Raw genomic sequence first — 13,067 nt, forward strand, 5'->3', positions numbered from 1 at the left:
GCAGGGACTCCCTTGTGGATCTTTGAACCCCTGACAGCGACCACGGTTGCAGTGCCTGCCAATGGTACGGCGATGGTGCAATACCGGGTGACTAATCAATCGAGCAAGCCGAAGACGTTGGTGATGCAATCCATTGGTGGCGTTACCCAAACCAACTCTGGACTGGGCATTTGTGGCAATCCATTTGTGCTCAGGGGCAAAAGTTCCTGCATTCTGTCTTTACAAATAGTTGGCAGCCAGATAAGCAGCCCTATTGCCGATGGGCCAGTGGTTTGCCAACAAGGCTCTACCAGCCAGTGTTATCGGCCCAGTAGCGCCAATATTTTACGCATTTCTCAGGCGCCAGCGATAACGGATGCGGTGATTAGCGTCACAGGGTCTCCTTTAACACTTACAGTTAATGGTGCAACAGGACAGCTCACGATTAACAACACATCGACGCAAGTGGCTGCTACCAACATCACCTCCAATTTCACAGGGACAGCCCTGGATGGCAATGTCACTGAAACAGGGAATACCTGTGGGAATGTACCGCCAGGAGGCAATTGCACACTGACTTATACACCAGGGAATACGGTGGTGCCGCAAACCAATTTCACCATCCAGGGCACCAATACCAATGCGCTGACGGCAGCCATTGCGATTCAATCAGGGAGTACGCTAACCGCCATCAACCCGGCTTCAGGCACGGCATCTGGGGGGACAGGTTTCACCTTAACCGGAACCGGGTTAACGGGTGCGACAAGCGTCACCTTTGACGGGATAGCAGCGACCAGTGTTAATGTGGTCAATTCTACGACGGTGACTGGCGTCACGCCTGACCATGCACCAGGGGTTGTGGATGTGGTGATTGACACACCGGCAGGTGGCGCCACACTGGCTAATGGCTATACTTACGTGGCCACCGCAGTAGGACAGTCTTCAGGGGGTGGTACCATTGCTTGCTTGAACGGAGGGCTGAATAATCTGATTGCAGCCACTGCCGATAACAGCGTAGGTATTCGATGGGCGGAAGTTATAATGGATGGTGTAATAACCAATGCAACAAGTCCTGCTGATGGCGCTGCCAACACTGCGGCCATTATTAGCGCATTAGGTGGGGGCAGTTATGCCGCCCAGCTTTGTAATGACTTCACCGTGGATTCAGAAGGCAATACCCCTTGCCAGGCAGGGAATGCCTGTTATAACGACTGGTTTTTGCCAGCTACAGACCAACTCAGTTGCCTGTATGATGAGCAGATTGCTATTGGCGGTTTTAGCCCTAATAGTTATTGGAGTTCCACTGCATTAGCCTCAGATCCTGACCCGGAGTGGGATGTCTTTGAGATTGATTTTACCACAGGCACTCTGTTCATGGAGTCTAAGGTTGTTTTCAGACGGGTTCGTTGCGTCCGGGCTTTTACGCCTTAAGCCAGTAATCCACAAAATGTGTGGATAGTGCTGTGCATAGGGCGCTTAAAAATCCTGAAAGAATTAAAATAAGGTAATTAAGAGATCACTACATTCTGGATTATATGCGAATGAGATAGTCTGCTAATAAAGCAGTATTGCTAATTCTAACAACAATGGATTGATTTATGGCTGCCACATACATAACGGATGTCACTTTACGTGATGCCCATCAGTGTTTAATCGCAACCCGACTGCGCACAGAAGATATGCTGCCTGCCTGTAAGAAAATGGATCAGGTAGGGTTTTGGGCGATGGAGGTATGGGGAGGGGCAACCTTTGATGCCTGCTTGCGGTTTTTAAAGGAAGATCCCTGGGGTCGTTTGCGGCAACTAAGGAAAGCGTTACCTAATACGCCTTTATCCATGCTGCTGCGTGGCCAGAACCTGCTGGGTTATCGTCATTATGCCGATGATGTTGTAGAAGCTTTCATCAATTTAGCAGCAAAAAACGGGATTGATGTCTTTCGTGTTTTTGATGCATTGAATGATGTACGCAATCTGCGTACGGCCTTAAAGGCAGTCAAGGCAAACAAAAAACATGCTCAGGGAACCATCTGTTATACAACAAGCCCTGTCCATACCTTGAAAAGCTTCGTCAATATGGGCAAAGCCCTGGCTGATATGGGATGCGACAGCATCGCCATTAAAGATATGGCAGGCTTATTAACACCTCAGGCAACGGTAGAGTTGTATACTGCTTTAGCTCAAGCAACCCGCTTACCCATCCATTTGCATAGCCATGCCACTTCGGGGCTTGCCAGCATGTGCCATTATCAGGCGGTGATTGCTGGCTGTCGCCATATTGATACTGCGATTTCTTCCTTTTCAGGAGGTGCATCGCATCCAGCGACAGAGTCACTGGTCGCTGCACTTGCAGGCACAGCGTTTGATACCGGGTTAAATTTAAATCTGTTGCTGGAGATTGGTGAATACTTCAAGGAAGTGCGGAAAAAATACCAGCAGTTTGAAAGTGAGGCGAGTGAAACTGATCCTCGAGTCCAGCTTTATCAGGTGCCTGGAGGGATGATATCCAATCTTTACAGCCAATTGAAGGAACAGCAGGCGCTGGATAAAATTAATGCTGTCTATGAAGAAATCCCGCGTGTGCGTAAAGATTTGGGTTATCCGCCGTTAGTTACACCGACTTCGCAAATTGTAGGCACCCAGGCGGTCATGAATGTATTAACTGGTGTCCGATATCAGACGATCACCAATGAGGTTAAACTTTATTGCCAGGGAAAATACGGTGCTGCACCGGGAAAGATTAGCTCAGGTTTACGCAGGAAAGCGATAGGCCAGACTGACATCATTGATGTAAGGCCGGCTGATTTGCTGCCTGATGAATTAACGCGATTGAGCAAAGAGATTGGTGAAACCGCAGCAAGTGATGAAGATGTACTTACTTACGCCATGTTTCCTGAGGTAGGTAGGCAGTTTCTGGAGCAGCGAAAAAATAATTCCTTGCTTCCAGAGCCTTTAATAACCACTAATATATCTGACCAAGGCAGTACCCTATCGGAATTTGATATCACCCTGCATGGCGAAAGTTACCATGTCAAAATTGCAGGTTATGGCGAGCGAGAGAGCAATCAGCGGGCTTGTTTTTTATGGCTGGATGGTGTTCCTGAAGAAGTGGTAATCAATCTCGAAGAAGAAACGATGACAGCTGTTACGAGCAGGAAAAAACCACTTGCTGCAGGGGATATTACAGTGGCCATGCCGGGTACTGTCATTAATATCAATGTTCAGGCCGGTGAAAAGGTTAGGGCAGGGCAGGTATTGTTTGTCCTTGAGGCGATGAAAATGGAGACGGAGATTCATGCGCCTTTTAATGGTACGGTGGAGAGCATTTTTTGCCAAAAGGGCGATAAAGTAACTCCAGCGCAGGTATTAATGCATTTGGCCAAGGCTGGTGACTAAAGCCCAAACCAGCTCAGCCACGATGGCCTGCTTTTAAGATGCGTTCCCTCACTCCCTGCCAACGTTCGGACTCTGGAGGTAATTCAATTGCAATAGCGGTTGCAGCGGATTGATCGGCACGGCGAAGTTGATAGTAAAGTTCAAAGGCGGCTTCATCGGCTGAAGCAGGAAGCTGATAATAGAACTCACAAGGATATTCTGGGATACGAGTGAAAGAGAGCACATAAACCGGCGTATTGGCTTGTCGGCAAAAATTCTCAAGTGCCTTGAGATCAGAAAAAACATGTAAAGGCTTTTCAGGTTGATAATGACTGGCTAGTTTTCCCGGTACGCGAATGGGACTATTTTCTTTTAATGCCATTGAAGGCAGAAGTTTATTAATGTCTGCTTCATCAATGTTTCCAGGCCGCAGGATTTGATAGCCCTCTGGTTTAATTGCGGCAACAATTGTTGATTCAATCCCTACCTGGCATCGTCCTCCATCGAGGATCAACAATTTTTCCTCCTTGAAACTATCTCTTACATGTTCGGCAGTGGTGGGGCTTATCTTGCCAAAGGGGTTTGCTGAAGGAGCGACCAATGGTGCGCCGAGTTGAGCTAAAAGCGATTGGGCGACAGGGTGTTTGGGGCAACGTAATGCGACGGTATCTTGCCCGCCTGTCACTAAAGGACTGACCTTTTCCGGTCTGGACTTCATGACCAGAGTCAGTGGGCCTGGCCAATAATGATTAATTAATACCTGGGCATAATCCGGGATAAACGCTACCCATTGCCTCAGATCCCAATGCTCGGCAACGTGCATGATTAATGGGTGATTTAGCGGCCTTTTCTTCATGGCATAAATTTTACGGATTGCGGCCTCATTTTCAGCGTTTCCTGCCAGACCGTAAACTGTTTCGGTAGGGATAGCAACGATGTCACCTTGCCTGAGACAGGATAAAGCCATTTCGATATTTGTAGTAATAGTGCTCATAGATAAAAGTTGAGTTAGCCTTAAGCAAAGCGCAAAGTAAAGTATTAACCGGTGTGATTAAATGCGGTTTCTTAGTTGACGTCCTGCGGTCAAGCGACGGACGGCGAGTATTATTGAGAATAAAACGCTAAACTTGGAAAACCGTACTTTTGCCCCCGTAATTTAAAATTTCGTTCTCATCGATAATTTTAGATCATAGTTTAATTAATAACGATATTAATTTCAAAAATTAAAAATAAGTTAATTTTAAAAAAAGGAAAACTATGTTAGTTTGACCAATACCCTGTTAAGATTGCATTCGGATTTTAGTAAGCCAACCTCGAAGCATGCTTAATCTAAAATCTGAATGTCCAACTCAACGGGTAGGTTCAAAGGATAGTTGTTACTCCGCTTTCCATAACGCTTTAAGAGGTTAAGTTAAGCAAAAATAAGCTAACAACACAGGGCTCTCCCGGATGAGATCGCCTCAATTAGTTAAAGGAGTAGATTAATGCACCCAAATTTTTATTTATCCCCGTTAGTTGCTTGCCTGGCTCTCACTATGGCCACCTCAGCCAAGGCTGCCGAAGCCCTGCCATTACAACAGGAGTCGTTTAAAAATCTGCAACAACAATTCCATCTTTTGCTTCCTGGAGTTAAGAAAACTTCCGCTGCTCCAGTTGATAGCCTGCAATTTCTCCAGCAAAGAACCGACAGCAATCAAATGACTCATATTCGCATGCAGCAACAGTACATGGGATTTCCTGTGACTGGTGGCTATGCGATTATGCATAGCAGAAATACCGCTGACACGTTAGCTGCTCAAAAAGACGTGATGATGAATGGGGTTGTCTATCAAGGGCTGCAAAAAGAGCTGGGTCAGCCTGCTGCCAATTTTGTTAAGAATGGTAATCTTGCCCTGCAAGAGTTTACAGGGCAATTTAAAAATAAGGATCTCAGTGAAGAACAGGTAAGCCCTGTCATTTATATTGATGAACAGAAGCAGGCACACTGGGCTTATAGGGTGAGTGTATTTATTCGTCATAAGGATAAAATTCCCGAGCGGCCGACAGCAATTATCGATGCTGCGTCTTACAAGCCTTTTATCCAATGGAATGACATCAAAACCGTTCGAACCCCGGTTGAAGGCATGGGATTTGGAGGTAACGCCAAAGTTGGCGAGTATGCTTATGGTAAAGACTATCCTTTACTGCATCTGACTCGTGATAAAAAAGGCAATTGTTATATGGAAAATACGGAAGTAAAGGTAGTTGATATGGAACATGAGTATTTTTCCAAGACCAAACCGATGAAGTTTGAGTGTAAGCAAGCCGTTGATGATATGCCTATTTTTTGGACTGGCTATAATGGCGATGGTTATGATAAAGAGAACGGCGCTTATTCACCAACCAATGATGCGCTTTATGCGGGTCATGTTATCAAGCATATGTATCATGACTGGTATGGGGTTGAAGCGTTAACCAAAAGAGATGGCACCCCTATGCAGCTAGTCATGCGTGTCCACTATGGTGAGGGCTATGAGAATGCTTATTGGGATGGCAAGCGAATGACTTTTGGTGATGGTGAAAATATGATGTATCCCCTGGTCTCTTTAGGGGTAGGGGGGCATGAGATTAGTCATGGATTTACCGAACAACACTCTAATTTACAGTACTATGGGCAGTCAGGCGGTATCAATGAAGCCTTTTCCGACATGGCAGCCCAAGCTGCTGAATTTTACTCTACCGGTAAAAACAGTTGGCAAATTGGTCCTGAAATTATGAAAGAAGAGAGCGGTTGGGAAGCCTTGCGTTATATGGACAAGCCGAGTAAGGATGGCGACTCTATCGACACTGCTGATGATTATTATGGCGGTTTGGATGTTCATTATTCCAGTGGTGTATTCAATCGCTTGTTTTATTTGCTGGCAACCAGGCCGGGCTGGGATACCCGCAAGGCTTTTGATGTTATGGTAAAGGCCAATATGGACTATTGGACTCCTAACTCAACTTTTAATGAAGGAGGCTGCGGGGTTCTTAGTGCAGCAAGAGATCTGGATTACCCATTAGATGATGTGAGGGAATCGCTTGCAGAAGTGGCTGTCAAGTATGATTTTTGTAACTTCAAACCACAGTAGTTGTTCTTTTCTATTGGTGAAATCCTGCGGTATCGACCGCAGGATTCGTTAATTAACGCTAATTATTTAAGTTTACCCCATAAAATCCAGCCAAATAATCTGCCACTGCCTCTGGTTGTTCCATATGAATATGATGCCCTCCTTTTAATTGATAAATTGTTAAATTAGCAACGGCTTTTATTCTGGTATTCATATCATATTCATTAAATATGGAGACCCCTTCAGCCCAGATTAGGCAACTTTTTGCGGTGATATTCTTTAAGCAGGATAGAACCTGTCCTTCTGTCATCCGCAACGGATTCGCTGTCAATAGCCGTCTGTCATGCCGCCAATAAAAGACATTGTTCTGTTTATGGACTCCCCGCTGGCAAAGGATTTCCGCATGCTCGACGGATAAATAACCTCGTTTCGCTCGTGCTTCTGCTGCTGCGGCAATTGATGGGTAAGGTTTCGCCTCCATGTTTTTGTAATGATAGGAAAGATGTTGAAAATATTGAGCCAATTGCTTGCGGCAGCTTTCTTCAGGCTTGGAAAACGGCCCCAATCCCTCAATCAGCGCCAGAGATAAAATTTGCTCAGGATAAACACCTGCTACAAGGCTTGCCAGGCAGGCACCCATCGAATGGCCTAACAGATGTACCTGTTTGAAACGCAATGCTTTGATAATCTGTAAGACAGTAAGAAGACCATCAATAAAATGATAATGGCAGCCCTCCGGCAAATGAGAAGAAAGGCCGTGGCCTGGAAGGTCGACAGCAAGCAGGTAAAGTTGTTTCTCGAGATAGGGCGCTAATAAGTCAAAAGAATTTGCATTGTCCAACCAACCATGCAGGGCAAGTACAGGTGGGTGGGCAGGATTCCCCCATGCTTTGCCGGCAATTGTAAATCCTGGGATAGAGAGGGTGAAGTTCTTCATAAATTAGTAAAAAATTTTATAATTAGCCTATTATTAATTTTACAGTAAATAATCAGAGAAAAAAGCCAGAAATATTGACTTATCTACCCGTTGTTATTGCAAGCGGAGTGGCTGTTTAAGTATTTTTTGCCTTGGCCAAAGGTAAAGACGGCAGTGATTACCGTCAGGGTTTCGCTGGATGATAATAGTAGACTTAAGCTGAAAGATGAGTCTTATTTTTCCTTAGTGGCAGACCTTGGTGTATGCTTATAAGGAGAAGCTAACTCTTAGTAACTATATGCAACAAAAAAAGCGAAGTTTTTCCCTGATTACCTATAACATCCATAAGGGATTTGGTTTAGGTAAAATCCGTTTTTTGCTTCCTGAGATGCGAGAAGCATTGTCAGCGTTGAATCCTGATTTTGTTTTTCTGCAGGAGGTGCAGGGGGAGCATCGCCGCCGTAAGAAACGTATTGATGCCTGGCCTGATTTACCTCAATTTGAATATATTGCAGAGAAAATCTGGCCGCATTATCTGTATGCAAAAAATGCTGTTTATCAATCAGGGCATCATGGGAATGCCATCTTAAGTAAATTTGCCTTTGAAGATTTTGAAAATATTAATTTATCAACCATGAGCAGGGCATCTCGCAGTATTTTGCATGGGCAAATAAAAATTTTAGGTGAATCACCGACTACTATCCACTTGCTTTGTGTTCATTTGGGCCTGTTTAAAGCTGAAAGGGCTTCACAGTGCAAGGCACTAATGCATCGTATCAATGAAGCGGTTCCTGAAAATGAACCTTTACTGATGGCAGGTGATTTTAATGATTGGCGCCACCATTTATCCAAACCCTTATTTGAAGAACTGGGTGTTCATGAGGCATTTTATAGTTTGGAGGGACAGCATGCGCGCTCATTTCCTGCGATAAAGCCCGCTTTTTGTGTGGATCGTATTTATTTTCGCGGAATGCAGGTATCTGATGTGCAATGCCTGAGTGGAAAACCCTGGCGGTTACTGTCTGATCATGTTCCCTTGCTGGCCCGTTTTGAGTTTGTATAACAGAGCCTAGTACAACGTTTCACTGAATCTGTCCAGTTTGTCATTCCCGCGCAGGCGGGAATCTATCTCTCAGGTGAAGTGAGGAGCTAAATTGGGTTATGGATTCCCGCCTGCGCGGGAATGACAGTGTAAGACAGAATCAGTGAAACGTTGTACTAGGCTCTGTTAACCAATTTTTTCACAGAGCCTAAAGTAAGCCGGGTGTTTTAGGTTAAGCTCCGTGTAAGGGCCCTACTCCATGCTCTCTTCATATTCGCCAAAGCAGGCAGCACTGTTTAAGCGGGCTCGCTTTAGCAAGGCAGCTTGTGCGGCGCTGACATTTTCTTTATTACCACCCCAGATTTTCAGGCAATCCTCTTGCAGGGCACGTCCATAAGAGAAGCTTAATAACCAGGGTTGATGTCCGGTATTATTGATGGCATTTAAATTGGCAGTTGCCTGTTGGGGAGACTGTCCACCGGAAAGGAAATTGATTGTGGGCACTGCGGCAGGGACATTGTTACGAAATACGCTGATTGTATACTCGGCAACCTCTTCAGGGGTGCTAAAAGGTTTGCTGCTTTTACCGGCAGTAATCATGCTGGGTTTTAACACGATATTTTCCAATTCCACCTGATGGATAAACAGGGCATGAAATAGCTCGTGCAAGACCATTTCACAAGCTTCTGCACAATGTTCAATAGCATGCTCGCCATCCATAAGTACTTCAGGTTCAACAATAGGGACAATACCGACTGACTGGCAGGCTGCAGCATAACGGGCAAGAACTTCTGCTCCTGCTTTAATTGCAGTCAGGCTGGGGGTGTATTCCGTAATTGAGTAAACATTGCGCCATTTTGCGAAACGAGCACCGAGATTTTTAAAATGCTGCAGGCGTTCTATCAGGCCGTCCAGACCCTGAGTAATTTTTTCATCATCGGTATTGGCAAGCTTGACTAAACCTTTATCCACTTTAATTCCGGGGATAATCCCTTTTTGCGCGAATAAATCAGCTATCGGCGTGCCTTGCTCATCTTTGTGTTGAAATGTTTCTTCAAATAAAATGACGCCATTGATGTATTGCTCTAAATCAGCCGTTGTGGCAAGCAGCAAGCGGTAGTTGCGACGGTTTTCTTCGCTGTTTTCTATGCCAATGGCATCAAATCGTTTGCCGATGGTTCCATTGCTTTCATCGGCAGCCAAGAACCCTTTGCCATCTTGTAGCAGCTGTTCCATGGTTGCGGATAGTTCATCATAATGCATGATCGTTATTCTCCTCTTGTTATCAGGCTGCAGCTCCAGTTTTATTTGCCGGGAGCTGATATGTATTTTTCACGTATAATGCGTTGCATGCCAAACCCCTTTTCTTTCAGATAATTGAAAGATTCATCAATCATACCGGGATTCCCACACAAATAAACCATGTCATTTTCCGGATCTAGCGAAAGCTCGGGGAAAGCATGTTGTACATAACCGGGATACTCATGGGCCTGTAAACTGTTTTCTGCTTCCCGGCTCAAGTGAGCGCGAAAACTAACTTGTGGATACTCGGAGGCAAAAGCAAGAAACTCATCCGGGTAGAGAATTTCTTCATGTGTTTGTACCCCCTGCAAGATGACCACTTTTAACGTCGGGTCAATTTGCAAACGAGAGGCTAACTCCTGAAGCATTGCCCGGTAAGGGGTTACGCCAGTACTGGTTGCCACCAGAACATAACGTTTAGGGGATTCTTTTAAAATCAAACGGCCAAATGGTCCATTGATATGGATTTTGTCACCGGGTTGTAAGTTAAATAATAACTCTGTTCCAGGCCCGCCAGCCACATACCCTGCTGCAAATTCGATACGATTGTCTTTGGCAGGTACATTAGCGATACTATAGCTTCGCTTGAGCATTTTACCCTCTCGTTCAAAATGAATGGTAATGAACTGCCCGGGAATATAATCAAAAGGCGGTGAATTTTCAGCACGAAAGATAAAATGTTTTACCTTTGGGGAGAGCATAAAAGCTTCCTCCAAAGTGACAGGAAAGGTATTAACTTGCATAGTAATTACAACATAATAAGTAAATTGATTAATATAGGCGAAAAATTATCCATTGCAAGAGGGCACAAAAAATTAGGTATATAATTAGATTATGAACAGCACTGATTTAGTTACCATCATCGGCAATATCGGCCGCTCCCTCTATCCTGTGCAACACCTTCTTACAGGTGGTGCCTATCTTATAGGTATTGTATTACTTATAACGGCTATATCCAAGTTAAAAAAAATTGCCGGCTCAGGGCGTGGTTCATCGGAAAGAGTTTTTGTGCCTCTGGCTTACTTTGCAGGGGCAGCGGCACTTTTATTTTTGCCAACCGTTGCGGGGATCATGGCAAATACCACTTTTGGGGCTGGAAATATTTTAGGATACAGTTCTTTCAACCCCTATAACATCTATAGTTCAATGGGGTTGTTGATCCAGACAGCAGGGATTATCTGGTTTATTCGGGGTTGTGTGCTTCTTGTTCATGCAAGTGAACCAGGAATACAGTGGGGTCCGAAAGGATTGGTTTTTCTTTGTGCTGGTGTCCTGGCCATGAATTTTCAAAACACGGCGAATATCCTGAATGCCATTATGGAGCAGTTGGAGCAATTAACGTTCACAATAAAGAATTATCAAGGCTATTAAAATATAAACAGTGTCACTAAAAATATAAAGTAAGGCGCTGCCGCTACAGCGTATCGGTTAATGCTGTTGTGAATAATTCTATTTATATCCAACAGCATTAACCGATGCTGTAAACAAAGGTAAAAAATTACCGGGTTATTCGTTAGTCATTCTCTCCGCAAATTTTAAGATTGTTGGCTTTGGCAAAATCAATAATCGCTTGATAGACTTGGGGACTTGATTCTTTAAGTTTTGGGTCAAGCAATACACATTTATAACCCTCTGTATGCACACTGGGCTGTAAAAGGGGGGAATAATGGATGCGTCGGTTCTTAAAGCTTGCCAAAGTTCCGCTCATCCGTTCAGCCCAATCGCTTGGTCGAAAAGGTTTACCTTGTTCGGTAATCCCTTCGATAACAATCTTTTTGTTTTCGGAGTTGGTCATTTGGCTGCGGTACTTTAAAAACAGTATGCCTAGTATAGCATCATATTGTAGAGACAACGAGATAATAGCCAGCGCAGTCGCATTAAAGTTTAATTAATAAGCATTTAGATAGTTGTAATGAAATGGGTCTATTCGTCTTTTATCCTATAGGTGGTATTAATACCAAACTTTGATGCTCCTGTCCCAGGGTAAACGCATCTACTCTTTGAACATAAAATTGCTTCATCTTGCCTACTTGCCGTGCTTTATGCACGGTATCCATATGATTTGTACCAAAGCAAGCACATAGATTATGTGCATAAAGATTGGAGCGCAGACATTTTGGTTATATATCTTTCTTTTAGATGCGTTTACCCTGGCTCCTGTCCTGAGATAATAGCGAGCAGGAGTGTAATATGTTAGCATGTGATTAATATTAATTAAGAGAATGTTTGCTCGTGAATCAAAAAGAAAGCCATTCAGGTATCTATTTACTGCCGAATCTTTTCACCACTGCGAGTTTGTTTGCTGCGTTTTACTCAATTGTCGCTTCCTTAAAGCATCAGTATGAAGTTGCTGCGATCGCAATTTTTATTGGCATGCTTGCCGATGGCCTTGATGGACGGATTGCCCGCCTGACCAATACTCAAACTGCCTTTGGGGCTCAATATGACAGCCTGTCAGATATGGTTACCTTTGGTGTGGCACCTGCCTTGCTGCTTTATAGCTGGAATCTCCATCAATTAGGTAAGGTAGGTTGGCTGGTGGCATTTATTTATACCGCTGCGGTTGCTTTACGCCTGGCTCGTTTCAATACCAAAAGTGAAACGGCAGACAGGCGCTATTTTCAGGGGCTTGCCTGCCCGCCTTCTGCTGCTATTGTTTCTGCATTTGTATGGTTTTGTTATCAAAATCAGTTGACTCATTTTGTAATTGCCATACTCACTGCTGTAATTACTGTGATTGCCGCAGTTCTGATGGTTAGTAATATACGCTATTATAGCTTTAAGGAAATTGATTTTAAAGGCAAAGTTCCCTTTCTATACCTTTTGGTGATGGTTATTTTGTTTGTGGCTATCGCTGCAAATCCCTCAGTGGTTTTATTTACCAGTTTTGTTGCTTATGCTTTATCAGGACCGGTGCAAACGCTGCTTGCCTTGCAGCGCCTACGCAGGCAGCGAAAACATTCGTCCAGCGAGAATAGCAAATAGTCAATGAATTATTCAGGTTCGCCAAAGCGGTTATTGATTAACGTAACAATCGCTTGCTCCATTTCTTTTTCATCAGGCCCTTCAATCTGGAGAGTGAGTTCGGTATTTTTATTGGCAGCAAGCATCATAACGCCCATAATGCTCTTACCGTTAACTACCTGAGTATCTTTGATGACATCAATATGACTTTGGAATCTTGACGTAGTTGAAACAAGTTTTGCAGAAGCGCGTGCATGCAAACCTAATTTATTAATAATCGTAATCTTGGTTCTAATCATAAGAATGCAATGTAACACGCGCTATAATTTTCCACAATGCGATTTCATGATCTTTACAAAATTAATAAAAAGTTCACTACTTGTTAACCATAAATATACCCAAGA

The 13,067-nt window shown here is 44.1% G+C and carries 13 protein-coding genes; 6 read left to right on the plus strand and 7 right to left on the minus strand.

The window, feature by feature from the left end:
* Together E1O65_RS03535 and oadA are read left to right on the plus strand one after the other, a co-directional pair.
* A partial coding sequence (locus E1O65_RS03535; protein ID WP_242601527.1) for an IPT/TIG domain-containing protein occupies positions 1-1,410 on the plus strand: 1,410 nt, incomplete at its 5' end.
* A gap of 167 nt (positions 1,411-1,577) precedes the next feature.
* Positions 1,578-3,371 carry a sodium-extruding oxaloacetate decarboxylase subunit alpha gene (gene oadA, locus E1O65_RS03540; protein ID WP_133132218.1) on the plus strand — a complete coding sequence of 598 codons (1,794 nt, stop codon included), beginning with the start codon at positions 1,578-1,580 and terminating at the stop codon, positions 3,369-3,371.
* A 13-nt stretch (positions 3,372-3,384) separates the two neighbouring features.
* Here oadA and E1O65_RS03545 read toward each other — a convergent pair whose 3' ends face one another.
* The gene (locus E1O65_RS03545; protein ID WP_133132219.1) at positions 3,385-4,344 is read right to left on the minus strand and encodes an L-threonylcarbamoyladenylate synthase; all 960 of its coding nucleotides are present in this window, start codon (positions 4,342-4,344) and stop codon (positions 3,385-3,387) included.
* A gap of 490 nt (positions 4,345-4,834) precedes the next feature.
* Here E1O65_RS03545 and proA point away from each other — a divergent pair, with 490 nt between their 5' ends.
* A complete protein-coding gene (gene proA, locus E1O65_RS03550; protein WP_133132220.1) occupies positions 4,835-6,460 on the plus strand; it encodes a zinc metalloprotease ProA in 1,626 nt (541 codons plus the stop codon).
* A gap of 58 nt (positions 6,461-6,518) precedes the next feature.
* Here the strand turns inward: proA and E1O65_RS03555 are convergent, their stop codons facing one another.
* On the minus strand, positions 6,519-7,376 hold the full coding sequence (locus E1O65_RS03555; protein WP_133132221.1) for an alpha/beta hydrolase: 858 nt from the start codon (positions 7,374-7,376) through the stop codon (positions 6,519-6,521).
* A 277-nt stretch (positions 7,377-7,653) separates the two neighbouring features.
* On the opposite strand from E1O65_RS03555, the gene E1O65_RS03560 reads away from it, so the two are divergent.
* Positions 7,654-8,418: an endonuclease/exonuclease/phosphatase family protein gene (locus E1O65_RS03560; RefSeq protein WP_133132222.1), complete on the plus strand. Its 765-nt coding sequence runs from the start codon at positions 7,654-7,656 to the stop codon at positions 8,416-8,418.
* A 231-nt stretch (positions 8,419-8,649) separates the two neighbouring features.
* Here the strand turns inward: E1O65_RS03560 and E1O65_RS03565 are convergent, their stop codons facing one another.
* The gene (locus tag E1O65_RS03565; protein ID WP_133132223.1) at positions 8,650-9,660 is read right to left on the minus strand and encodes a class I fructose-bisphosphate aldolase; all 1,011 of its coding nucleotides are present in this window, start codon (positions 9,658-9,660) and stop codon (positions 8,650-8,652) included.
* A 41-nt stretch (positions 9,661-9,701) separates the two neighbouring features.
* Positions 9,702-10,442, minus strand: coding sequence for a ferredoxin--NADP reductase (locus E1O65_RS03570; RefSeq protein WP_133132224.1), 741 nt, complete (start codon positions 10,440-10,442; stop codon positions 9,702-9,704).
* A gap of 91 nt (positions 10,443-10,533) precedes the next feature.
* Here E1O65_RS03570 and E1O65_RS03575 point away from each other — a divergent pair, with 91 nt between their 5' ends.
* The gene (locus tag E1O65_RS03575) at positions 10,534-11,070 is read left to right on the plus strand and encodes a type IV secretion protein IcmC (RefSeq protein WP_133132225.1); all 537 of its coding nucleotides are present in this window, start codon (positions 10,534-10,536) and stop codon (positions 11,068-11,070) included.
* Positions 11,071-11,212: 142 nt separating this feature from the next.
* On the opposite strand, the gene E1O65_RS03580 is transcribed toward E1O65_RS03575, so the two are convergent.
* Together E1O65_RS03580 and E1O65_RS12690 are read right to left on the minus strand one after the other, a co-directional pair.
* A complete protein-coding gene (locus tag E1O65_RS03580; RefSeq protein WP_133132226.1) occupies positions 11,213-11,494 on the minus strand; it encodes a DUF3579 domain-containing protein in 282 nt (93 codons plus the stop codon).
* 139 nt (positions 11,495-11,633) lie between these two features.
* Complete coding sequence (locus E1O65_RS12690; protein ID WP_278043640.1) at positions 11,634-11,756, minus strand: hypothetical protein; 123 nt, start codon at positions 11,754-11,756, stop codon at positions 11,634-11,636.
* A gap of 175 nt (positions 11,757-11,931) precedes the next feature.
* On the opposite strand from E1O65_RS12690, the gene pssA reads away from it, so the two are divergent.
* The gene (gene pssA / locus E1O65_RS03585; RefSeq protein WP_165474891.1) at positions 11,932-12,684 is read left to right on the plus strand and encodes a CDP-diacylglycerol--serine O-phosphatidyltransferase; all 753 of its coding nucleotides are present in this window, start codon (positions 11,932-11,934) and stop codon (positions 12,682-12,684) included.
* A gap of 8 nt (positions 12,685-12,692) precedes the next feature.
* Here pssA and E1O65_RS03590 read toward each other — a convergent pair whose 3' ends face one another.
* Entirely contained in the window at positions 12,693-12,962 is a 270-nt protein-coding gene (locus E1O65_RS03590) for an HPr family phosphocarrier protein (protein WP_133132228.1), read from the minus strand.
* Positions 12,963-13,067 lie beyond the last annotated feature (105 nt).

Source organism: Legionella sp. W10-070 (genome assembly GCF_900640175.1).
In the GTDB taxonomy this organism is placed as follows: Bacteria; Pseudomonadota; Gammaproteobacteria; order Legionellales; family Legionellaceae; genus Tatlockia.

Excerpts from the sequence above, each read along its gene's own strand:
- oadA (WP_133132218.1), top strand. The coding sequence starts at position 1,578 with ATGGCTGCCACATACATAACGGATGTCACTTTACGTGATGCCCATCAG.
- E1O65_RS03545 (WP_133132219.1), bottom strand. The coding sequence starts at position 4,344 with ATGAGCACTATTACTACAAATATCGAAATGGCTTTATCCTGTCTCAGG.
- proA (WP_133132220.1), top strand. The coding sequence starts at position 4,835 with ATGCACCCAAATTTTTATTTATCCCCGTTAGTTGCTTGCCTGGCTCTC.
- E1O65_RS03555 (WP_133132221.1), bottom strand. The coding sequence starts at position 7,376 with ATGAAGAACTTCACCCTCTCTATCCCAGGATTTACAATTGCCGGCAAA.
- E1O65_RS03560 (WP_133132222.1), top strand. The coding sequence starts at position 7,654 with ATGCAACAAAAAAAGCGAAGTTTTTCCCTGATTACCTATAACATCCAT.
- E1O65_RS03565 (WP_133132223.1), bottom strand. The coding sequence starts at position 9,660 with ATGCATTATGATGAACTATCCGCAACCATGGAACAGCTGCTACAAGAT.
- E1O65_RS03570 (WP_133132224.1), bottom strand. The coding sequence starts at position 10,442 with ATGCAAGTTAATACCTTTCCTGTCACTTTGGAGGAAGCTTTTATGCTC.
- E1O65_RS03575 (WP_133132225.1), top strand. The coding sequence starts at position 10,534 with ATGAACAGCACTGATTTAGTTACCATCATCGGCAATATCGGCCGCTCC.
- E1O65_RS03580 (WP_133132226.1), bottom strand. The coding sequence starts at position 11,494 with ATGACCAACTCCGAAAACAAAAAGATTGTTATCGAAGGGATTACCGAA.
- E1O65_RS12690 (WP_278043640.1), bottom strand. The coding sequence starts at position 11,756 with ATGGATACCGTGCATAAAGCACGGCAAGTAGGCAAGATGAAGCAATTT.
- E1O65_RS03590 (WP_133132228.1), bottom strand. The coding sequence starts at position 12,962 with ATGATTAGAACCAAGATTACGATTATTAATAAATTAGGTTTGCATGCA.